17 protein-coding genes and 1 tRNA gene are annotated in these 19,865 nt (G+C 61.7%); 8 read left to right on the forward strand and 10 right to left on the reverse strand.

All coding sequences use genetic code 11. From position 1 onward, the window contains the following. Positions 1-23: 23 nt before the first annotated feature. Both ACMVPR_RS20335 and ACMVPR_RS20340 read left to right on the forward strand, forming a co-directional pair. Positions 24-1,319 (forward strand): MFS transporter, encoded by a 1,296-nt coding sequence (locus ACMVPR_RS20335; protein ID WP_416884345.1) that lies wholly within the window; start codon positions 24-26, stop codon positions 1,317-1,319. Positions 1,320-1,435: 116 nt separating this feature from the next. After that, a complete protein-coding gene (locus ACMVPR_RS20340) occupies positions 1,436-1,975 on the forward strand; it encodes a GNAT family N-acetyltransferase (RefSeq protein ID WP_416884346.1) in 540 nt (179 codons plus the stop codon). 62 nt (positions 1,976-2,037) lie between these two features. Here the strand turns inward: ACMVPR_RS20340 and ACMVPR_RS20345 are convergent, their stop codons facing one another. Then, positions 2,038-2,625 (reverse strand): GcrA family cell cycle regulator, encoded by a 588-nt coding sequence (locus ACMVPR_RS20345; protein WP_292268566.1) that lies wholly within the window; start codon positions 2,623-2,625, stop codon positions 2,038-2,040. A gap of 119 nt (positions 2,626-2,744) precedes the next feature. On the opposite strand from ACMVPR_RS20345, the gene ACMVPR_RS20350 reads away from it, so the two are divergent. Beyond that, positions 2,745-3,554 carry an ABC transporter permease gene (locus tag ACMVPR_RS20350; protein WP_416884347.1) on the forward strand — a complete coding sequence of 270 codons (810 nt, stop codon included), beginning with the start codon at positions 2,745-2,747 and terminating at the stop codon, positions 3,552-3,554. Here ACMVPR_RS20350 and ACMVPR_RS20355 read toward each other — a convergent pair. From ACMVPR_RS20355 to dapF, 4 genes are all read right to left on the reverse strand, one after another. Continuing rightward, on the reverse strand, positions 3,502-4,425 hold the full coding sequence (locus tag ACMVPR_RS20355; RefSeq protein ID WP_416884348.1) for a DMT family transporter: 924 nt from the start codon (positions 4,423-4,425) through the stop codon (positions 3,502-3,504). The genes ACMVPR_RS20350 and ACMVPR_RS20355 overlap by 53 nt on opposite strands. 35 nt (positions 4,426-4,460) lie before the next feature. Then, a complete protein-coding gene (locus tag ACMVPR_RS20360) occupies positions 4,461-5,156 on the reverse strand; it encodes a CDP-alcohol phosphatidyltransferase family protein (protein WP_416884349.1) in 696 nt (231 codons plus the stop codon). Between the two features lie 123 nt (positions 5,157-5,279). Beyond that, complete coding sequence (mtaB, locus tag ACMVPR_RS20365; protein WP_416884350.1) at positions 5,280-6,533, reverse strand: tRNA (N(6)-L-threonylcarbamoyladenosine(37)-C(2))-methylthiotransferase MtaB; 1,254 nt, start codon at positions 6,531-6,533, stop codon at positions 5,280-5,282. Then, positions 6,530-7,369 (reverse strand): diaminopimelate epimerase, encoded by an 840-nt coding sequence (gene dapF / locus ACMVPR_RS20370; RefSeq protein ID WP_416884351.1) that lies wholly within the window; start codon positions 7,367-7,369, stop codon positions 6,530-6,532. The genes mtaB and dapF overlap by 4 nt, the downstream gene beginning before the upstream one ends. 139 nt (positions 7,370-7,508) lie before the next feature. Between dapF and ACMVPR_RS20375 the strand changes: the two genes are divergently transcribed. From ACMVPR_RS20375 to ACMVPR_RS20395, 5 genes are all read left to right on the forward strand, one after another. After that, a tRNA-Lys gene (locus tag ACMVPR_RS20375) sits at positions 7,509-7,584 on the forward strand. Between the two features lie 185 nt (positions 7,585-7,769). After that, on the forward strand, positions 7,770-8,648 hold the full coding sequence (locus tag ACMVPR_RS20380) for a metal ABC transporter substrate-binding protein (protein WP_416884687.1): 879 nt from the start codon (positions 7,770-7,772) through the stop codon (positions 8,646-8,648). Between the two features lie 114 nt (positions 8,649-8,762). Further along, the gene (locus tag ACMVPR_RS20385; RefSeq protein ID WP_416884352.1) at positions 8,763-9,659 is read left to right on the forward strand and encodes a manganese/iron ABC transporter ATP-binding protein; all 897 of its coding nucleotides are present in this window, start codon (positions 8,763-8,765) and stop codon (positions 9,657-9,659) included. Further along, complete coding sequence (locus tag ACMVPR_RS20390; protein WP_416884688.1) at positions 9,659-10,558, forward strand: metal ABC transporter permease; 900 nt, start codon at positions 9,659-9,661, stop codon at positions 10,556-10,558. Before ACMVPR_RS20385 ends, ACMVPR_RS20390 begins: the two co-directional genes overlap by 1 nt. Then, positions 10,555-11,406 (forward strand): metal ABC transporter permease, encoded by an 852-nt coding sequence (locus ACMVPR_RS20395; RefSeq protein ID WP_416884353.1) that lies wholly within the window; start codon positions 10,555-10,557, stop codon positions 11,404-11,406. The genes ACMVPR_RS20390 and ACMVPR_RS20395 overlap by 4 nt, the downstream gene beginning before the upstream one ends. Before the next feature lie 43 nt (positions 11,407-11,449). Here ACMVPR_RS20395 and ACMVPR_RS20400 read toward each other — a convergent pair whose 3' ends face one another. From ACMVPR_RS20400 to glgC, 5 genes are read right to left on the reverse strand one after another with little or no spacing between them, the layout of a single operon-like run. Next, positions 11,450-13,081 carry an alpha-D-glucose phosphate-specific phosphoglucomutase gene (locus ACMVPR_RS20400; RefSeq protein WP_416884354.1) on the reverse strand — a complete coding sequence of 544 codons (1,632 nt, stop codon included), beginning with the start codon at positions 13,079-13,081 and terminating at the stop codon, positions 11,450-11,452. Further along, entirely contained in the window at positions 13,078-15,054 is a 1,977-nt protein-coding gene (malQ, locus tag ACMVPR_RS20405) for a 4-alpha-glucanotransferase (protein WP_416884355.1), read from the reverse strand. Before malQ ends, ACMVPR_RS20400 begins: the two co-directional genes overlap by 4 nt. Then, the gene (gene glgX / locus ACMVPR_RS20410; RefSeq protein WP_416884356.1) at positions 15,051-17,159 is read right to left on the reverse strand and encodes a glycogen debranching protein GlgX; all 2,109 of its coding nucleotides are present in this window, start codon (positions 17,157-17,159) and stop codon (positions 15,051-15,053) included. The genes malQ and glgX overlap by 4 nt, the downstream gene beginning before the upstream one ends. Continuing rightward, positions 17,159-18,592 (reverse strand): glycogen synthase GlgA, encoded by a 1,434-nt coding sequence (glgA, locus tag ACMVPR_RS20415; RefSeq protein WP_416884357.1) that lies wholly within the window; start codon positions 18,590-18,592, stop codon positions 17,159-17,161. Before glgA ends, glgX begins: the two co-directional genes overlap by 1 nt. Position 18,593: 1 nt before the next feature. Further along, a complete protein-coding gene (gene glgC, locus ACMVPR_RS20420) occupies positions 18,594-19,853 on the reverse strand; it encodes a glucose-1-phosphate adenylyltransferase (protein ID WP_300584604.1) in 1,260 nt (419 codons plus the stop codon). Positions 19,854-19,865: the final 12 nt, after the last annotated feature.

A 19,865-nucleotide genomic window follows, 5' to 3' on the forward strand; every position in this document is an offset into this window, starting at 1 on the left:
GGGAAGGGTAGATTGCAGCCAGCGTGCTGACAATCCGCACCACATCGCTTGCCAAATCGAAGGTCACATGGTCCGGTCGCACAAACAGCAACCGAGCAAACCCCATCGCACCGCAAAACCTGTCCCGCAACCTGACCATCCTGCCTTGGATGAAGTTCGCCCAGAACCTGTTGTTCTGGCAGGCGACGTGGTTCTTATATCTGCAAGGCACGTTATCGGCAGCCGAAGCGGTGCTGCTCTATGCAATCTACGACATCTGCACGACCCTGTTCGAAGTGCCGTCCGGGTACATGTCAGACCGCGTCGGCCGCCGTGTGACGCTGATCGCGTCAGCGGTCGCAGGGATCGCCGCGATGGTCTGTTTTTCCGTAGGGGGCAGCTTTGCCGTCTTCGTCCTGGCGCAGTTGTTTCTGGGCGCGTCGATGGCTTTTGCGTCCGGCACCGACAGTTCGTTGCTCTACGAAACGCTTGCCGTCGAAGGGCGGGAGCACGACGTCGAACAGTACGAATTGCGCCTTTGGCGGTTTACCTTCGCGGCTCTGATGGTGTCGGCGGTCACCGGCGGGCTTATGGCGCGCGCTCTGCCTGTCCTGCCCTTTGTTCTTTCGGGCCTCGCCTTTGTGGCGATGCTGCTGCTGGCGACTCGGCTGCGCGACTCGCAGGCTGATCCTGACACACCGCCTGTGCCAACAGCCATCGGTCCGGCCATCGCTGCGGCATTCCGGAACCCGGTCTTGCTTTGGCTTTTTGCACTCAGCGTCGTGATGTACGGGTTCTCGCATGTGCCGTTCGTGTTCGGTCAACCGTTTATCCTGAAAGCCCTCGATCAGATGGGCCTGTCTGGCGAAGCACCTTTGGTCAGTGGTGTGGTGACGACCATTATGATGGCAGTGTCGGTGGCCGCGTCATTTGCCGCACCGGCGATCCGCCAGCGCATCGGGTTGGCAGCCACTCTGCTCCTTGCTTTCGCATTGCAGGTGCTACTCTGCGCGGTCCTCGCGCTCAGCCAAAGCCCGCTTGTCATCGCCTTCCTGTTTATTCGCATGGTGCCGGATTCGCTGTCCCGGCCGTTCATTCTAGCCCGAACACAGCCTCTGCTGACCGATGGGATGCGTGCCACCTACCTGTCACTTCAGAGTTTTGCGGGACGGATTGTCTTTGCGGCAAGCCTTTGGTTGGCCTCGCGCAATGTCAGTGATGTAGGAGAGATGCCCTTCGCTGATCTGGCCCGCGTGCTGGGCGGTTTTGCTCTCGTTGGTCTCTTGGTTTGGGGGGTGCTGGCCTTGCTGGCCCGACGTATTCCCTTGGAGCCAGAGTGAGACTTGATCAAACCTGCTGAACAAGAACGACCCACAAAGCATTGGACGCGCGGATGGAATCACGGCGGTCGATCTGGTATGCGCCGGATGACCCTATAACCTTGAGGTTCACAGCCATGCAGATCACTCAAGACCAAGGTGGACGGAACGACCAGATCGCCCGATTGTTCAAGGACACTTTCACCGCGTCCGAAGGCGCAGACGAAGGTGCGTTGATCCACGCGCTGTCCAATGACCTTCTGACCACGACACTGGCGGATGATCTGCGCGTCTTTACGGCGGAAGACACGGACACCCTCTGCGGCTGCGCAATCTTCACTCGGCTGCGCTTTGCGAATGACCCGCGCGTCGCGTTCCTGCTGTCGCCCATGGCCGTCGCAACCGAACATCAGGGCAAGGGCGTGGGTCAAAAGCTTCTGACCCATGCCTTGAACGCACTGCGCGACGAAGGCGTGCAGGTTGCCGTGACCTATGGCGATCCGAACTTCTACGGTCGGGTCGGGTTTGCGCCGGTCAGCACCCACACCGTTCCTGCGCCGCAACCACTCAACATGCCCCAAGGCTGGATCGCGCAATCCCTGACAGACGCCGAATTGTCACCGCTTTCCGGACCATCGACCTGCGCGCCCGCTTTGAACAATCCGGAGTTCTGGTAGCCACGCGCCCAAAGAAAAAGGGCGGTCAAACCGCCCCTTCCTGCCTGATATCGTTAAACGCCTTACCGCCGACGGTCACGGCGCGAGCTCATGGGTTGGAACGCAACACCGACATGCGCCTCGCAATAGGGTTTGCCCTGTTGTACCGGCAGACCGCAGAACCAGAAATTCGGTGTCGCGGGATCGCCCACCGGCCATTTGCAGGTCTTCTCGGTCAATTCCATCAGCGTGAGCTTCTTGGCCTTCTTCTCGACCGCGTTCACCTTGGCCAGGGCCTCGGGGCTGATCTCGTTGGCCGAAGGCTGCGGCGGCAGGGGCTGACCGGCTGGAATGATCTGGCGACGCGGGCTGGGCGGCGGCGTTGCGGATTTCGTTTCCATCACAACCTCGGGTTCTTCAGGCTTTGGTGCCGGGGCGGGCTTTGGCGCCGCGGCCTTTGGCTTCGGTGCTTCGGCCTTCGGTGCGGGTTTCGCCTCGGGCTTGGCCGCTGGGCCGGCAGCGCCAGCACGGTTCGACAAGCCCAGACGATGCACTTTCCCGATCACGGCGTTGCGGGTCACACCACCAAGCTCCTTGGCGATCTGGCTGGCCGACTGGCCTTCGCCCCACATCTTCTTCAACAGCTCTACGCGTTCATCGGTCCAGGACATCGTGCCCTCCATCAAAAAGAGCGGCCGTTTGCGTTGGCCGCCCGAAATCTCTAAGTCGCTCCCTATTCTAATCATGCGCGGGCGAGTTACAACCCGAACCGACAGGCAAGAGGGCTTCAATGCAGCAGGCTGGACAGATGATTGCGAACGAACGCCGCTTTGGCCGGGTGAACTGGCTGGGTTTGTACACATTGGGGCAACGTGAAATCCTGCGGTTCCTCAATGTCTGGACACAAACCCTGCTTGCACCTTTGGTGACGGCGGGCCTCTTCATGCTGATCTTCACCATCGCCATCGGCCCCCGTCGGGGTGAGGTGATGGGGGTCGACTTCACGACCTTCATTGCGCCGGGTATCCTGATGATGACAGTGATCCAGAACGCCTTTGCCAACACCTCATCCTCGATCGTGGTGTCCAAGGTGCAGGGCAATATCGTCGACACACTGATGCCGCCGCTTTCGGCGGGTGAATTGGTGCTGGGATACCTTGCCGGAGGCGTTGCGCGCGGGCTGATGGTTGCTGTCGCCATAGCCGTGGCTCTTTGGGTGTTCTTGGGCCTGGTGCCACAGCATCCGCTGACGGCGTTGTTCTTTGTCACCGTTGGTGCGGCGTTGCTCTCCGGTATCGGCATGGTCGCAGGCATCTATGCGGAAAAGTTCGATCAGATGGCGGCGATCACCAATTTCGTCGTGACCCCGCTGGCCTTCCTGTCGGGCACCTTCTACTCGGTTGAGGCGCTGCCGCCGGTGATGTACGACATCACTCATGCCAACCCGATCTTCTACCTGATCGACGGGGCGCGCTGGGGCATGATCGGGGTCTCGGACAGCAGCCCGATCCTGGGCGCGGTGATCGCGGTCGTCAGCACAGTCGCGATCAATCTGACGGCGTGGGTATTTTTCCGACGGGGCTACCGGCTGAAGGCCTGATCCGGCCTTCGCGCCACATCAATAGACCTGCGCCGCACAGGATGATCAGCGTCCCGATGACGGACACCGCATCGGGGCGCACGCCGAAGACCAGAAAATCGTAAAGCGCGGCAAAGACCAGCGTCGCGTAAAAGAACGGCCCGACAAAGCTGGCGTCGGCCCGGGAGATGGCATTGATGAAGCAGGTTTGCGCCGACGCCATCAAAAGCCCGATCCCCGCCAGCGCCATCCATTGCTGCGGTGTTGGTGCGATCCACACCCAGGCAGCAGCTGCAGACGCGATGCCAACACCAATCACGTTGTTGATCAGCAGGATTTGCAGCGGCCCCTCGCGCCCGGTCAGCCGCTTGATCACGATCACCTCGAACCCAAGCGACAGGGCTGCGCCAACCGCCAACAGCGCTGCAGGCTGGAACGCTTCCGGTGTCGGGCGCAACAGGATCATCGCACCGATCAAAGCAATCGCCGCCGCCGACAATCGAACTGGCCCAACGCGCTCTCCCAGCAATGGGATCGCCAGAAGCATCCCGATCACCGGGTTCAGAAAACTGATCGCGGTGGCATCCGACAGCGGGATAAACGCCGCTGCCGCGAACATCAGCGTGACGCCACCCCAGCCGAACGCGACCCGCAGCGTATGGGTCTTCCACGCGATTTGAGTGAAGTGCAATCGCATCACCAACGCGGCAAGGCCAAAGGCGAGAAAGGCAAAGATGAACCGCCCCTGGCTAATCTGCAACGGATTGAGCGCAGGCCCCAGCACATCTGTTCCCAGCATCTTTGCCAGCAAGGTCGTTCCAGCGACGAATGCCGAAGCCAGCAACGTCAACAGCGCGGCAAGAAGTGGGTTTGGGGCTTTGGGCACGAACATGGTCAAGCCATGCTCAGCTTTTTAGCCGAAGGCAATCACTGGTTGCGTATCGGTACAATCTGCTGAACGATCCCGACAAGGATCAGGTAAAGCGACGTGGCAATCAGCCCCCAATGCGCCCAGCTTTCCGGGTGGAAATCGACCCATGCGGCCCAGCCTGCAAAGAACGTCCACGCCAGCGCAATCGGCAGCGACACGCTGCGCCAGCGTTCGGTACGCACCGGATGGATGAACTTTAGCGGCAGGAACATGGCCACCGCCAGCACAGCGACCATCGTTAAGGACACCCAGAAATTCGGCTCGATGGCGAACAACACCAGGACCACCATGTTCCAGCATCCGGGAAAGCCTTGAAACGAATTGTCCGAAGTCTTCATCCGGCTGTCGGCGAAATACATGGCCGAGGCGAAGGTGATCACGATGATCGCAAACCATCCTGTCCAACCGGGAAGCAAACCGGATTGGAACAGGGCAAAAGCCGGAATGAAAACGTAAGTGAGATAGTCGATGATCAGGTCGAGCAGCACCCCGTCAAAGCGCGGTGCGTATGTTTTCACATCGTATTTCCGGGCCAAGGGGCCGTCGATGCCATCGACCGCAAAGGCCACAACCAGCCACAGGAACATGATGGACCATTTTTCCTGCGCCGCTGCCAGCAAGGCCAGCATGGCAAAAACGGCTCCGGTCGCGGTCAGGAGGTGGACGCACAGCGCGCGGGATTGATCACTCATTCCGAGGTTTTGGCCGAATTGTTGAAGCGGTGCAATTGGTCGCGCGTATTTTTCCCGCGGTTGTGAGCAGGGCCGATGCATCGACGCATCGACCGTTTGCGGTGACGCAAACGCCCGCCCCGATCAGGCAACGAGTTGATGCCCGTGCTGCCCGGTAATGGTCGCGCGCACGATCTGTCCCACAGGCTGTTCTTCCGAAAACCGGACTTCGGTGAACTGCTCGGTCCGCCCCATGTCGGGCGCTTCCATCAACACGCTGTGGGTGCGTCCCTGCTGCGCGATCAGATGGCGCGAGACGGCGGCCTCACCGGCCGCCCGCAACCGCGCGGCCCGCTCCTTGATCGCGCGCCCGTCCACCTGCGGCATCCGGGCCGCCGGAGTGCCTTCGCGCGGCGAATAGGGGAAGACGTGCAACCATGTCAGGCTGCACTCTTCGACCAGTTTCAGCGAATTCTCGAAATGCGCCTCGGTCTCGGTCGGGAACCCGGCGATGATGTCTGCGCCAAAAGTCATGTCGGGACGCAGTTTGCGTGCCTCTTCCGCAAAACGGATGGCGTCGTCGCGCAGGTGACGGCGTTTCATCCGCTTCAGGATCAGGTCGTCGCCATGCTGAAGGCTCAGATGCAGATGCGGCATCAAACGCGGTTCCGTGGCGATGGCCTGCATCAGGTTCTCGTCAACCTCGATGCTGTCGATCGAACTGATCCGCAGCCGCGGCAGATCCGGCACCAGCTTGAGGATGCGCATCACCAGATCACCCAGCTTCGGCTGTGCAGGCAGGTCTGCCCCCCAGGACGTCAGATCGACCCCGGTCAGCACCACCTCATTAAAGCCCTTGTCCACCAGCCGCTTGATCTGGTCCACGATTACGCCTGCAGGAACAGATCGCGAATTGCCGCGACCATAGGGAATGATGCAGAAGGTGCAGCGGTGGTCACAACCATTCTGCACCTGAACATAGGCGCGGGACCGCGTGCCAAAGCCGTCGATCAGATGTTGCGCGGTTTCCGTCACGGACATGATGTCGTTGACCTGCACCGCTTCGGTCTCACCGATGAAATCGGCCGCCAGACCTTTCCAGGTGTCCGGTGTCATCTTTTCTGTATTGCCGATTACCGCATCGACCTCGGCCATCCGGGCAAAAGTCTCGGGTTCGGTCTGTGCCGCACAGCCGGTCACGATCAGCTTGGCGTTTGGGTTGTCCCGACGCAGCTTGCGGATCTCCTGCCGCGCCTTTCGCACCGCTTCAGCGGTCACGGCGCAGGTGTTGACCACAACGGCATTCTCAAGCCCCGCCTGCGCGGCAAGGTCTTTCATCGCCTCGGTCTCATAGGCGTTCAGGCGACAGCCCAATGTGGTGAACTTGGGTGCGCTCACGACACGCGCTCCAGCCAGTCCGCCGTGAAGGTTCCGGAGAACACATGCGCGGTTGGCCCGGTCATCCAGACGCCATCCTCGCGCCAGTCGATCTCAATCCGCCCGCCATCAAGGTCGATGCTCACGCGCCGCCCGGTCAGCCCCCGCCGTGCCGCCGCAACCGCCGTGGCGCAGGAGGACGACCCCGAGGCGAGCGTGACACCCACCCCGCGCTCCCAGACCCGCATCCGAAGATGGTCGGGTCCGATGACGCTGGCGAACTGCACATTGGTGCGCTGCGGATAAAGCGGATGATGCTCGATCTCGGCTCCGCGCGCGGCAAGGTCGACCGATTCGGCGTCCTCGACAAAGAACGTACAATGCGGGTTGCCCATGCCTGTCGCCGTCGGCGCGCCGTCGATGGGCAATTCGAGCGTGTCCATCTCGCGCGCGAGCGGCACCTCGTCCCAGCACAACTGTGGCTGCCCCATGTTCACGGAGGTCAGCCCGCCCCCGGCATCCTGCGCGATCAGACGTCCGCGTTCGGTGAGCAAAACAACCTCCGACAGGCCCGTTTCGTCCATGAGGTGCCGCGCAATGCAGCGCGTGGCATTGCCACAGGCGCCGGCTGTCGATCCATCGGAATTGTAAAACACCAACCGCGCATGTGCGCCGTCTTCGCCCGCTTCGATCACCGCAAGCTGGTCGAATCCCACGCCTCGGTGCCGATCCCCAATCGCCTGCGCCAGTGCCGAGGTCATGCCTACAGGCTGCACACGCGCATCAAGCACGACAAAATCATTGCCGAGGCCATGCATTTTCATGAAGGCGATATCGCGGGTGCCGTTGGTCATCATGGCCGCGCATATACGCCTGTCGGGTACATCTTTCCAGACCGCGCCAACCGCACCGCTGCGGCATTCTGGAAGATAGCTTGGAATTGTGCCGTTTTGGGGGTTGACCGCACTCCGCCCTCTTTCTAGATAGCCCGCCAGTGGGCCGTTAGCTCAGTTGGTAGAGCAACTGACTTTTAATCAGTGGGTCGCAGGTTCGAATCCTGCACGGCTCACCACTGATATCCAGAAAATGAAGACTAAACCAAGCATCCGTTTGGCGGCGGAAAGCGCCGATTTTGTCGTGGAGGCCTTGCAAGGGGGTTTCTTGCGCCTACCTAATTGCGAGTGATTTGCATTTTCAAAAACTAGCAGACATACTCAACACGGAGGGTCAAGCATGAAACGAAGCTTCGCAGCCATCATGTCGGCTGGGGTATTGTGTGCCGTGGCCAGTGCGGCAGCAGCAGATGAGAAGATGAAAGTGGTCACCACCTTCACCGTTCTGGCCGATATGGCGGCAAATGTGGCGGGGGATGCGGCCGAAGTGGTGTCGATCACCAAGCCGGGGGCCGAAATCCATGGCTACGAACCGACCCCACAGGACATCGTGCGCGCCTATGACGCCGATCTGATCCTATGGAACGGTCTGAACCTCGAACTGTGGTTCGAACAATTCATCGCCAATATGGACGATGTGCCGTCGGTGACGCTCAGCGATGGCATCGACCCGATTTCGATCTCGTCTGGCAGCTACGAAGGCAAGCCCAACCCGCATGCCTGGATGGGTCTGGATAACGCTCTGATCTATATCGACAATATCACCAAGGCCTTTTCGGAAGCAGACCCGGACAATGCCGCAATCTATGCTGCGAACGCCGAACGCTACAAAGGCGAATTGCGCGCCACGATAGAGCCGCTGCGCGCGGCGGTGGCGGACATCCCCGAAGATCAGCGCTGGCTTGTGACCTGTGAAGGTGCGTTCAGTTACCTTGCCCGCGACATGGGGCTGAAAGAACTGTATCTCTGGCCGATGAATGCCGATCAGAACGGCACGCCACAACAGGTGCGTGCGGTGATCGACGGGGTCCGCGAAAACAATATTCCGGTGGTCTTCTGTGAAAGCACGGTCAACACCGCCCCGGCGGAACAGGTCGCGCGCGAAACGGGTGTCACCTATGGCGGTGTGCTCTATGTCGATTCGTTGAGCGAGGAAGGCGGTCCGGTGCCGACCTACCTTGACCTTCTGACCGTGACGACCCGCACCGTTGCCGAAGGGCTGACCACCGCCGTCAGCAACTAGGTGGCGCCGAACCGGACAAGAAGGCCCGCAGCTGCAAGGCTGCGGGCGCACCCATGTCAGGCCTTTCGCCTGCAGCACCGACAGGCCAAAGGCCTGCAGCACCAAGGACACGCCATGCTCGATGAGCAGAGCCAGACGACCAAGACAACGCAAAGCACAGGCAAGGACGGTCTTTCGGCACGGGACGTGACCGTCACATATCGCAACGGTCACACCGCGCTCTGGAACGCCAGTTTCGAAATCCCGCGCGGCACCGTGACCGCGCTGGTGGGCATCAATGGCGCGGGTAAGTCCACGCTTTTCAAGGCAATCATGGGCTTTGTGCCCGCCGCCAAAGGCGAGATTCGTATCCTTGGCATGACCGTGAAAGAGGCGCTTGCGAAGAACTTGGTCGCCTATGTGCCGCAATCCGAAGAGGTCGACTGGGCCTTCCCGGTGCTGGTCGAAGACGTTGTGATGATGGGCCGCTATGGCAAGATGGGGTTTCTGCGCCGTCCCAAAGCCGCAGATCATGATGCGGTTGATCAGGCGCTGGCCCGAGTGAACATGACCGAATTCCGCCATCGCCAGATTGGCGAGCTCTCCGGCGGCCAGCGCAAACGCGTGTTCCTGGCCCGTGCGCTGGCGCAAGACGGGCAGGTGATCCTGCTGGATGAGCCGTTCACCGGCGTGGACGTCAAGACCGAAGACCAGATCATCGCGCTCCTGCGCGAACTCCGTGACGAAGGCCGGGTGATGCTGGTCTCGACTTATAACCTTGGTTCGGTGCCGGAATTCTGCGACCGGACCGTGTTGGTCAAAGGCACCGTGCTCAGCTACGGGCCGACTGAGACCACGTTCACCCGCGAGAACCTTGAACGTGCCTTCGGCGGCGTTCTCCGCCACTTCACCTTGGCCGGCGATGCGCTGCATGACGACGAGGACGCCCGCGCGATCACCATCTTCACCGACGATGAACGCCCGCTGGTTCAATACGGCGACAAGACCCAGGTGACGGAGTCCAAGCCGTGATCGGCCTGCTGCTTGAACCTTTCAGCTACAATTACATGGTCAACGCCGTGTGGGTTTCCGCGCTGGTCGGCGCTGTCTGTGCGTTCCTTTCGGCTTATCTGATGCTCAAGGGCTGGTCCCTGATCGGCGACGCGCTGGCGCATTCGGTCGTGCCGGGCGTGGCGGGCGCTTACATCCTTGGCCTGCCGTTCGCTCTGGGGGCCTTCATTGCAGGCGGTCTGGCGGCAGGAGCGATGCTGTTTTTGTCGGAACGCTCGGGGCTGAAACCAGACGTGATCATCGGGTTGATCTTCACTTCGTTCTTCGGACTGGGCCTGTTCATGGTGTCCGTGAATCCGATGTCGGTCTCGGTGCAGACCATCACCATGGGCAACATCCTCGCCATCACACCCGAAGACACGGCTCAACTGGCCATCATCGGCTTCGTGTCTCTGGCCGTGCTGATGCTCAAGTGGAAGGACCTCATGGTCACCTTCTTTGACGAGAACCACGCCCGCACCATTGGCTTGCGTCCGCAACTGCTCAAGGCGGTGTTCTTCGTTCTGCTCTCGGCCTCTGTCGTGGCCGCGATGCAGACCGTTGGCGCGTTCCTCGTGATCGCCATGGTGGTGACGCCGGGGGCCACCGCCTACCTGCTTTGCGACCGGTTCCCGCGCCTGATCGTGACCTCGGTGCTGATCGGGTCGGTGACCAGCTTCACCGGGGCCTATATCAGCTACTTCCTCGACGGCGCGACGGGCGGCATCATCGTCTGCCTGCAAACGCTGATCTTCCTCGTTGTCTTTGTCCTTGCACCACAGCACGGCCTGCTGGCCGCGCGGCGCAAGGCCGAAGCCGCGTTGCGCGATGGGCCGAAAGACAGCCTTGTTCAGGCTGATCCTGCAAAAGGCGGTGCATGATGGACGTTGAAGCACTCCTTTTGCCCTTCCGCTTTGCATTTATGCAAAATGCCTTCCTCATCTCGATGATGGTGGCGGTGCCCACCGCGCTGCTCTCCTGCTTTCTGGTGCTCAAAGGCTGGGCGCTGATGGGCGACGCGGTGAGCCACGCTGTCCTGCCGGGGATCGTGCTGGCCTACATTCTGGGGATTCCGCTCATCATCGGAGCGTTTGCCGCGGGCATGACTTGCGCGCTTGCGACGGGCTATCTGTCCACCAACAGCCGGGTCAAAGAGGACACGGTGATGGGCGTGGTGTTCTCGGGCATGTTCGGCCTTGGGATCGTGCTCTATGTCTCGGTCGAAACGAACGCCCATCTCGATCACATCCTGTTCGGCAACATGCTGGGGGTCGAGCCGCACGAGCTTTGGACCGCTGGTATCATCTCGGCGCTGGTTGCCGGGGTGCTGATGCTCAAGTGGAAGGACTGGCTGTTGCACAGCTTCGATCCCGCGCAAGCACAAGCCTCGGGCCTTTGGGTCAATGCGCTGCATTACGGGATGTTGACAGCCCTGTCGCTGACCATCGTGGCCACGCTTTCTGCGGCCGGACTGATCCTTGCCATTGGTCTTTTGATCGCGCCGGGGGCGATTGCCTTCCTGTTGGTGCGACAGTTCAAGGCGATGCTCTGGGTCGCGGTCGGGGTGAACATCGCGGCGATGCTGCTGGGCACCTACCTGAGCTTCTTCCTCGACAGCGCTCCTGCACCGACCATCATCCTGATCCTCAGCGCGCTCTTCATCCTGGCCTTCATCCGCCGTCAGGTTCAGACCCGTCGCGCATCTCGCTTGCGTGTCCAGCAGGGGTAGGGCCGAGGATTTTCGAAACTCCTTTCGAAAGGGCTTGCCCCGCTCAGGTCATCACGTCTGGCGCTGTCCGTCCGGTGCGCTCGGTCAAACCGCTGATCAGCGCCGTCGCCTCTGCGATGTCCTTGAGCGCCGCCTGTGTCTCGATGTTCAGATTGCCCTCGGGCGCTTCATACCGCTCCAGATAGACACGCAACGTCGCGCCCTCTGTCCCAGTGCCGGACAACCGCAGCACGGCGCGACCACCCCCATCGAAGTTGATGCGAAGCCCCTGATTGTGGCTCACCGACCCGTCCACCGGATCATGGTAGGAAAAGCTGTCCGCCATCGTCACCGTACAGGCCCCGAAGGTCTGCCCGGCCAAAGCGTCCAGCTTCATCGTCAGGTCGGCCATCAAGCCGTTCGCCGCTGCCGAGTCTACGGCTTCATAGTCGTGGCGCGAATAGTAGTTGCGGCCATAGGTCTGCCAATGGTCCTGCAGGATGTCTTTCACCGACATCTTGCGCACCGCCAGAATATTCAGCCACAGCAGCACCGCCCACAGCCCGTCCTTTTCGCGCACATGGTCGCTGCCCGTGCCCGCGCTTTCCTCTCCACAGAGCGTCACGCGCCCGGCGTCCAGCAGGTTGCCGAAGAATTTCCAGCCCGTCGGTGTTTCGAAACACTCGACCGCCAGCGCCTCGGCCACCCGGTCACAGGCTCCGCTCGTCGGCATCGACCTTGCCACCCCGGCGATACCGCGCTCATAGCCGGGGGCCAGATGCGCGTTGGCGGCCAGCACAGCCAGCGAGTTGGATGGTGTCACATAGACCCCACGACCAAGGATCATGTTGCGGTCGCCATCCCCGTCCGAGGCGGCGGCAAAGTCAGGTCCATCCTCGGACATCACCAGATCGACCAGCGGCTTGGCCCAGATCGGGTTCGGGTCGGGGTGGCCCTTTCCGAAATCCACCGACGGCACACCGTTCAGCACCGTACCCGCAGGCGCGCCCAGAGTGTCCTCCAGAATGGTCTTGGCATAGGGCCCGGTCACTGCATGCATCGCGTCGAATTTCATGGTGAAGCCGCTGGCGAACAGCGCGCGCAGGGCTGCGAAGTCGAACAGGTCTTCCATCAGCGCGGCGTAGTCGTCGACCGGATCAACGATCTCCACCGCCATGTCGCCCAGCGCCACTGTCCCGATCTGCCCAAGGTCGATATCGCCCGTATCCAGCGTCTTGTAGCTGCTGATGGTTTTCGTCTGCTCGAAGATGGCGTCAGTGATCGCCTCGGGCGCAGGTCCGCCGTTCGAGATGTTGTACTTGAGGCCGAAATCCTCGTCGATGCCGCCGGGGTTGTGGCTGGCCGACAGGATCAGACCACCGTCGGCCCCCCGCTGTCGGATCAGGTTCGACGCCGCCGGGGTGGACAGAAGCCCGCCCTGACCGACAATCGCCAGCGTCGCGCCATTGGCCGAGGCCATGCGCAGGATCGTCTGGATCGCTTCGGCGTTGAAGTACCGTCCATCCCCGCCGATCACCAGCGTCTTGCCCGCAACGCCACCGATTGCGTTGAAGATCGACTGCACGAAGCATTCCACATAGCCCGGCTGCATATAGACGCGGGTCTTCTTGCGCAGGCCCGAGGTGCCGGGTTTCTGGCCCTCGAACGGGGTGCAGGTCTGGGTCAGGATCGTCATGCGGGTACCTCCTTGGGGTGGTCCGTGTCGTCGTATTGTGCGGGTCCGCCGCGGGCGTGGGACATCACGTCTGAAATATGTCGCAAGGCGGTGCTCTGTTCCATCGCCTCGATGGGAACACTTAGCCGACGTCGCCAGTTCGGGTGTTCGTTGATCGTGCCGGGCAGGTTCTGTGCCTCAAGCTCACCGAATACATCGTCCATCTGAACCGACACCAAAGCTGCGGGCGACTGTGCCAAACCGCGATGGATCATGTCGGCGATTTCGCCAATCGGTGCCGTGCTCGGAATGGCGCAAACATCCCGTAAGCTCGCGCGTTGTTTGGCGCGGTGGCTGTGCCGCGCGGCGCGATCGCCGGAGTTCAGCCAGCCGACCTTCTGCCACCATTCGATGTCAGTGCCATGCCAGAACCCGTTCAGCGTCGGCGTGTCATGGGTGCCGAAACAGGCAAGGCTGTAGGGCGGAAGGGTGTCCGCAGGCAGGATGTCGCCCAGATGGGTGCCCTCGAACTGCCAGACCGCATAGCTGTAAAGCCCCGCGTCGTTCATTGCATTCCGGAACCCGTCGGGCACCAGCCCAAGGTCTTCGCCGACCACGAGACAGCCCGCACGATGTGCTTCGATGGTAATCACCGCCAGCAGGGACTCGAGCGGCTGCGTGATATACCCACCCGGACTGCCATCATCGGGCAGCCAATAACTGCGCAACAGCCCAAGTGCATGGTCGATCCGCAACACGCCGCATTTTGCCATAAGCCGCCGCAGCATCGACCGCAGCGGCGCATACCGCGCGCGCGCCAAAGGTCCGGGGGCATGGGCCGCAAGCGCCCAGGATTGGCCTTCAGGGCTCAGGTGATCGGGTGGCGCACCGATGGTGACGCCTTTGGCAATCGTGTCCGCGTTGATCCAGACCTCTGCCCCATCGGGGCGCGGGCCAACCGCAAGATCGAGATAGAGGCCAAGCGCCATCCCGGCGGCACAGGCGTCGCGCTGTGCCGCGTCGATCTGGGTGTCGGCCAGATATTGCAACCACAGATGGAACTCGGCGCGTTTCCCCGCAGCCTTGCGCGCTGCCGCTCCGGGTATTTGCAGAGCGGCGGGCCAAGTGCGGAAATCATGCCCATGCGTTTCGCTGATGGCCTCGAACTCGGCGAACTGGCGGGTTTCGTCTGAACAGGTCTCGCACCATGCCGCAAATGCCGGTTTGTCGCGTGTCTTGAACTGTGCCCCCAACGCCGCGCGATGGCGATGGCGAAAGGCGGCGTAGTCGACAAGACCCGAGTTTGGCGTCGGCTCGAGACCGCCCTCAATCGCGATATGGTCGATGTTGAACATTCCGCGATGCGAGGGCGAATAGGGGCTGATGATCTCCTCCATCGCCCAGCCCAGCGCATGCAGCGGATTGACCCCAAGGAAGTGCGCACCGACACGCCCGAAGGTCGCGGAAACCGCGCCGAGATCGGCATAACTGCCCAGCCCGCCATTCGACTCCGAGCGCAAACCGTAAAGCGCCCCGGTCGTACCCCAGCACCGGTCACTGCGGGATTTCGACGCCAAATCAGGCGCGCGGTGCGGACGGACCATGACAAAACACTGGCCCGGGTGTTTGCCGCTCATCTGCAGGTCGTAATACCCGACACCAAGGCGCGGCAGATCAATCACACCCTTGGCGCGGCCCTCGGCCACCACCTGTCCTGTCTCATTGAGCACAGACCAGTCGCAGGGGCCGGGCGCGGGGATCGTGATCGGGTCCCCGGCAAAGGCGATCACCTCGGTCGGTCCACCATCTTCCGCTTGGGCTGCCAAGGCGTCTGACACCAAAGCGGGGTTGTCCGCGTCGGTGCCCAAGGCCTTGAGCAATGCGCGCAATGTGTCGGGGCTGGCATCGTGCCGCGCACCATGCAGGTCATAGAAATCAAGGTAGATGCCCTTTGCCTTGGCCAGCGCGCGCAATGCGTCGTCTGTGTTGCTCATTGCGCGGACCCAGGCTTGAGGACAAAGGCGCTGACCGAATGGGCAGGCACGCTGACGCGCTCGCCGACGATGGGCGTCGCGGTCTGCACAGGCTCGGACGTGTCGATCTCGCGCAGCCACAGATCGGGGGCTGTGGACGGAAGCATGAGGTCCAGATCATCATCCGTGCGGTTGAACGCCAGGAACACCTCATCGGTCAGAGCCTTGCCCGCCACGCTTTCGGCATTGCCACGCAGGTGCAGGCACAGGCTCGACAGCGTGCTGTCCCCCCAGTTCAGCGGTTTGCCATCGAAACCGCGCCACTCCACATCCTTGCGCCGGTCGGTCGGGCGGGTCGCGCCATGCAGGAAATCCATCTGGCGCAGGATCGGAGTCGCATGCCGGAACCGCGACAGCGCTTCGGTGAAGGTGATCATGTCGGGGTCCTGTGACGCCCAGTCGATCCACGTGGTGGCGTTGTCCTGGCAATACGCGTTGTTGTTGCCGTTCTGCGTGTGCCCGCCTTCGTCGCCTGATAGAAGCATCGGCGTGCCTTGCGACAGGAACACCGTGGCCAGCATGTTGCGATGCCGCCTTGCGCGCTGGGCACAGATCACGGGATCGTCGCTTGGTCCTTCAACGCCGAAATTGTCGCTGTAGTTGACCTTGTGCCCGTCGCGGTTGCCTTCGCCATTGGCCTCGTTGTGGCGTTCTTCGTATTGCGTCGTGTCGGCCAGCGTGTAGCCGTCATGCGAGGCGGCGTAATTGACCGACGACCAAACCCGCCGCCCCCGCTTGTCAAAGATATAGGCCGTGCCGAGCAGCGCCGATCCCAGCTCCTGCGCGCCATGCGCATCGCCGCGCCAGAACTTGCGCACGGTGTCGCGGTAACGGTCGTTCCATTCGGCGAACTTGGCTGGAAATCCGCCCAGTTGATACCCACCGGGGCCGATGTCCCACGGCTCCGCGATAAGTTTGACCTCGGCCAGCACCGGGTCTTGCCGCAGTGCGGTCATGAAGCGCCCGGTGCGGTCGAAGCCGTCCGCTTCGCGACAGAGGGTGGCTGCCAGATCAAAGCGGAAGCCGTCGACCCCCATCGCCTGCACCCAGAAGCGCAAACTGTCGAGGATCATGCGGGTGACGAAGGGATGCGTTACGTTGAGCGTGTTGCCGCAACCCGTGTCGTTCACGTAATAGCGCGGCGCGTCGTCCTGAAGCCGGTAGTAGGACGCGTTGTCCAGTCCTCGGAACGACAATGTTGGACCAAGGTGATCGCCCTCGGCTGAATGGTTGTAGACCACATCAAGGATCACCTCGATTCCGGCAGAATGGAACCGATCCACCATCGCGCGGAACCCGCGCACGCCTTCGGGGCCGAAATAGCGAGGTTCGGGTGCAAAGAACCCGACCGTGTTGTAGCCCCAGTAATTCACAAGCCCGCGCCCGGACAGCGCGCCTTCGGACTTGATCGCCTGAACGGGCAGTAATTCCACCGCCGTCACGCCGAGCCGTGTCAGGTGATCCAGCATGACAGGTGAGGCCAAGCCCTCGTATGTGCCGCGCAGAGCCTCGGGCACGCCCGGATGGCGCATGGTCAGCCCTTTGACATGCGCCTCATAGATCAGCGTGTCCTGCCAGCCCTTGGACAGGGGGCGCGCGTCCAGCGGGAAAAGCGCCGGGTCCGACACTACCGACTTTGCCACAAAGGGCGCGCTGTCACGGCTGTCAAAGGACAGGTCCGCCTCGGGTGAGGCGTGCTGATATCCAAAGGTCGCGGTATGATCCGTGAACGTGCCGTGCAACTCGCGCGTATAGGGGTCAATCAGCAGCTTGTTGCGGTTGAACCGATGCCCGGCTTCAGGCGCATATGGTCCGGACGCGCGATAGCCGTAAAGCGTGCCGGGTTGCACCCCCGGCAGATACCCGTGCCACACCGCCCCTGTGCGTTCAGGCAGCGGCAGGCGCATTTCCTCGCGGGTGCCATCCGGTGAAAACAGACAGAGGAACACCTGTTGCGCATGTTCCGAGAACACCGCGAAATTCGTTCCGCCACCGTCGAAATGTGCCCCCAACCGCGACGGAGAGCCGGGTTCAAGCGTTGCAGAAACGGTGGCGTGATAGGTCATCAGACAAGTTCGGCGTAAAGGTCACGATAGGCTTGGGCAGAGCTGTCCCAGCTCACGGGATGACGCATAGCGGCGCGCTGCATGGATTGCCACAGTTTCGGATCGGCATAAGCCTCGACCACGCGCTCGATCACCTGCGCGATCCCGAGGGCGCTGACATCGGTGAAGACGAACCCCGTCGCGGCCTTGGCAAGAATGGCTGCGACGTTCGCGTCGATCACCGTATCGGCCAGCCCGCCTGTGCGTGCCACAACCGGCAGCGTGCCGTATCGCAGACCGTACAACTGCGTCAGCCCGCAGGGTTCAAACCGGGATGGGATCAGGATCGCATCGCTGCCGGCCTGAAACAGATGAGACAACCCCTCGTCGTAGCCGATATGGGTGGCAACCTGACCGGGATAGGCTAGTGCCGCATCGCGGAACCCCTGTTCCAGTTCGGGCTGGCCGGTGCCCAACACCGCCAGTTGCGCCCCGCCCTCGACCAGATGCGGCACGGCGTCCAGCAAGGCATCCAGTCCCTTTTGGTTGGTCAAGCGGCTGACCACGCAAAGCAAAGGCCCGGAGCTTTCGGGATCAAGCCCCAGCTTCGCGCGCAGGGCGGTTTTGTTGTCTGCTTTTCGTTTCAGTGTCTTGGCATCATAGGTCTGGGCCAAAGCGGTGTCGTCTGCCGGGTTCCACGCGTCGGTGTCGATCCCGTTCAGCACACCGCTCAGGGCTCCGGCCCGCGCCTGCAACACACCCTCAAGCCCCATGCCGAACTCCGGCGTCAGGATTTCGCGCGCATAGGTCGGGCTGACCGTGGTGATCCGGTCCGAGAACATCAAAGCACCCTTGAGGAAGCTCAGATCGCCATGGAACTCCAGACCTTCGGGGTGGAACCAGTCGGTCTTGAGGTGCAGGCGATCCAGAACCTGCGGGCCGAACCTGCCTTGGAACGCAATGTTATGGATGGTGAGGATCGACCGCGGTCTGTCGCGCCCGGCCATGCGCAGGTAGACGGGCGCAAGGGCCGCCTGCCAATCATGGACGTGCAGGACATCCGGCTGGTAGCCGTCGATGGCCCCCATCGCGATGCGGGCACCTGCCATCGACAACGCGCCAAAGCGCAGGTGGTTGTCGGTCCAATCCTTGCCGTTTTCATCGACGTACAGCCCGCCGGGACGGTCGAACAATTGCGGCGCGTCCAGAAGCAAAAGCGTAATGCCCTGAGCCGTGACTTTGACGATGCGCCCGGACCCGCCGGGCAGGTCGTCGAACCGCGCGACTTCAGTCCCTTCAGGCAGCAACGGAAACAGTGGCGGATAGGCGGGCAGCACCACCTGTGCATCCACATCCACCCGTGACAGAGCGGCGGGCAAGGCGCCGACCACATCCGCCAGTCCCCCCGTTTTCACGAAGGGCGCACATTCCGAAGCCACCATCAGGACATTCATGTCACTTTCCCAGCTTGTCGATCATCGCTTGTGTAATCAGGCAGATGCCATTCTCGGTGCGGCGGAACCGCTTGGCGTCTTCCTTGGGGTCTTCACCCACGATCATGCCCGGTGGGATTTTCACACCCCGATCGAGGATCACGTTCTTGAGGTAGGCGCGACGGCCCACCTCGGCGTAGGGCAGGGCGACCACACCTTCGAGTTGCGAGTAGGAATGGGTCTTCACACCGGTGAACAGCAGGCACCGATACAGCGATGAGCCCGAGATGATGCACCCGCCCGACACCATGGACGACACCGCCTGACCGCGTCTGCCTTCTTCGTTATGGATGAACTTCGCGGGTGGGGTCAGTTCCGAATAGGTCCAGATCGGCCAGTCGGTCGCGTAGATATCCAGCGCTGGTTCAAAATCCGTGAGGTCGATATTGGCCTGCCAATAGGCGTCGATCGTTCCTACGTCGCGCCAATAGGGTTCGGTTTCCAGCCCCGACATGACGCAGGAGCGGCTGAACGGATGCGCCCGCGCACCACCCTCGGCGACGATGGCTGGAATGATGTCCTTGCCGAAATCGTTTTCCGAGTTGGGGTTCTGCGCGTCCTTTTCGAGGATCTCGTAAAGGTATTCAGCCTCGAACACGTAAATGCCCATGCTGGCCAGCGACTTGGTTTCGTCACCGGGCATGGAAGGTGGATCGGCGGGCTTTTCCACGAAATCGAGGATCTTGTCGTTGTCGTCGACATGCATGACGCCAAAACCCTTGGCCTCTTCACGCGGCACGGCGATACAGCCCACCGTGACCTTGGCGCCAGAGCGGACATGCTCTTCGATCATGAAGGAGTAGTCCTGCTTGTAGATGTGGTCGCCTGCAAGGATCAGCACGTATTTGGGCCCATAGCCGCGTATGATCGCGATGTTCTGGGTCACGGCGTCGGCGGTGCCCTTGTACCAGTTGTCCTCGTTGATCTGCTGGGAGGCGGGCAGAATATCCAGCGACTCGTTGCGCTCGGCCCGGAAGAAGCTCCAGCCGCGCTGCATATGCCGGATCAGGCTGTGTGCCTTGTACTGCGTCGCGACACCGATCCGCCGGATGCCGGAATTCACCGCGTTGGACAGGGCAAAGTCGATGATCCGTGTCTTGCCGCCGAAATAGACGGCGGGTTTGGCGCGGATGTCGGTCATTTCCTTCAGGCGGCTTCCTCGGCCCCCTGCAAGAATGAACGCCATGGATTGCTGCGCCAGGCTGAACCTGTCTTCTCTCATGTCTTTCCTCCC

Source organism: Marivita sp. (assembly GCF_048006345.1).
Taxonomy (GTDB): Bacteria; Pseudomonadota; Alphaproteobacteria; order Rhodobacterales; family Rhodobacteraceae; genus Marivita.

Bases quoted from the DNA above. Each gene is read 5' to 3' on its own strand.
- ACMVPR_RS20400 (WP_416884354.1), bottom strand. From the start codon at position 13,081: ATGACGATCCTGACCCAGACCTGCACCCCGTTCGAGGGCCAGAAACCC.
- glgC (WP_300584604.1), bottom strand. From the start codon at position 19,853: ATGAGAGAAGACAGGTTCAGCCTGGCGCAGCAATCCATGGCGTTCATT.
- malQ (WP_416884355.1), bottom strand. From the start codon at position 15,054: ATGAGCAACACAGACGACGCATTGCGCGCGCTGGCCAAGGCAAAGGGC.
- ACMVPR_RS20340 (WP_416884346.1), top strand. From the start codon at position 1,436: ATGCAGATCACTCAAGACCAAGGTGGACGGAACGACCAGATCGCCCGA.
- ACMVPR_RS20395 (WP_416884353.1), top strand. From the start codon at position 10,555: ATGATGGACGTTGAAGCACTCCTTTTGCCCTTCCGCTTTGCATTTATG.
- ACMVPR_RS20355 (WP_416884348.1), bottom strand. From the start codon at position 4,425: ATGTTCGTGCCCAAAGCCCCAAACCCACTTCTTGCCGCGCTGTTGACG.
- glgX (WP_416884356.1), bottom strand. From the start codon at position 17,159: ATGACCTATCACGCCACCGTTTCTGCAACGCTTGAACCCGGCTCTCCG.
- ACMVPR_RS20350 (WP_416884347.1), top strand. From the start codon at position 2,745: ATGCAGCAGGCTGGACAGATGATTGCGAACGAACGCCGCTTTGGCCGG.
- glgA (WP_416884357.1), bottom strand. From the start codon at position 18,592: ATGAATGTCCTGATGGTGGCTTCGGAATGTGCGCCCTTCGTGAAAACG.
- dapF (WP_416884351.1), bottom strand. From the start codon at position 7,369: ATGATGACCAACGGCACCCGCGATATCGCCTTCATGAAAATGCATGGC.
- ACMVPR_RS20385 (WP_416884352.1), top strand. From the start codon at position 8,763: ATGCTCGATGAGCAGAGCCAGACGACCAAGACAACGCAAAGCACAGGC.
- ACMVPR_RS20360 (WP_416884349.1), bottom strand. From the start codon at position 5,156: ATGAGTGATCAATCCCGCGCGCTGTGCGTCCACCTCCTGACCGCGACC.
- ACMVPR_RS20345 (WP_292268566.1), bottom strand. From the start codon at position 2,625: ATGTCCTGGACCGATGAACGCGTAGAGCTGTTGAAGAAGATGTGGGGC.
- ACMVPR_RS20380 (WP_416884687.1), top strand. From the start codon at position 7,770: ATGTCGGCTGGGGTATTGTGTGCCGTGGCCAGTGCGGCAGCAGCAGAT.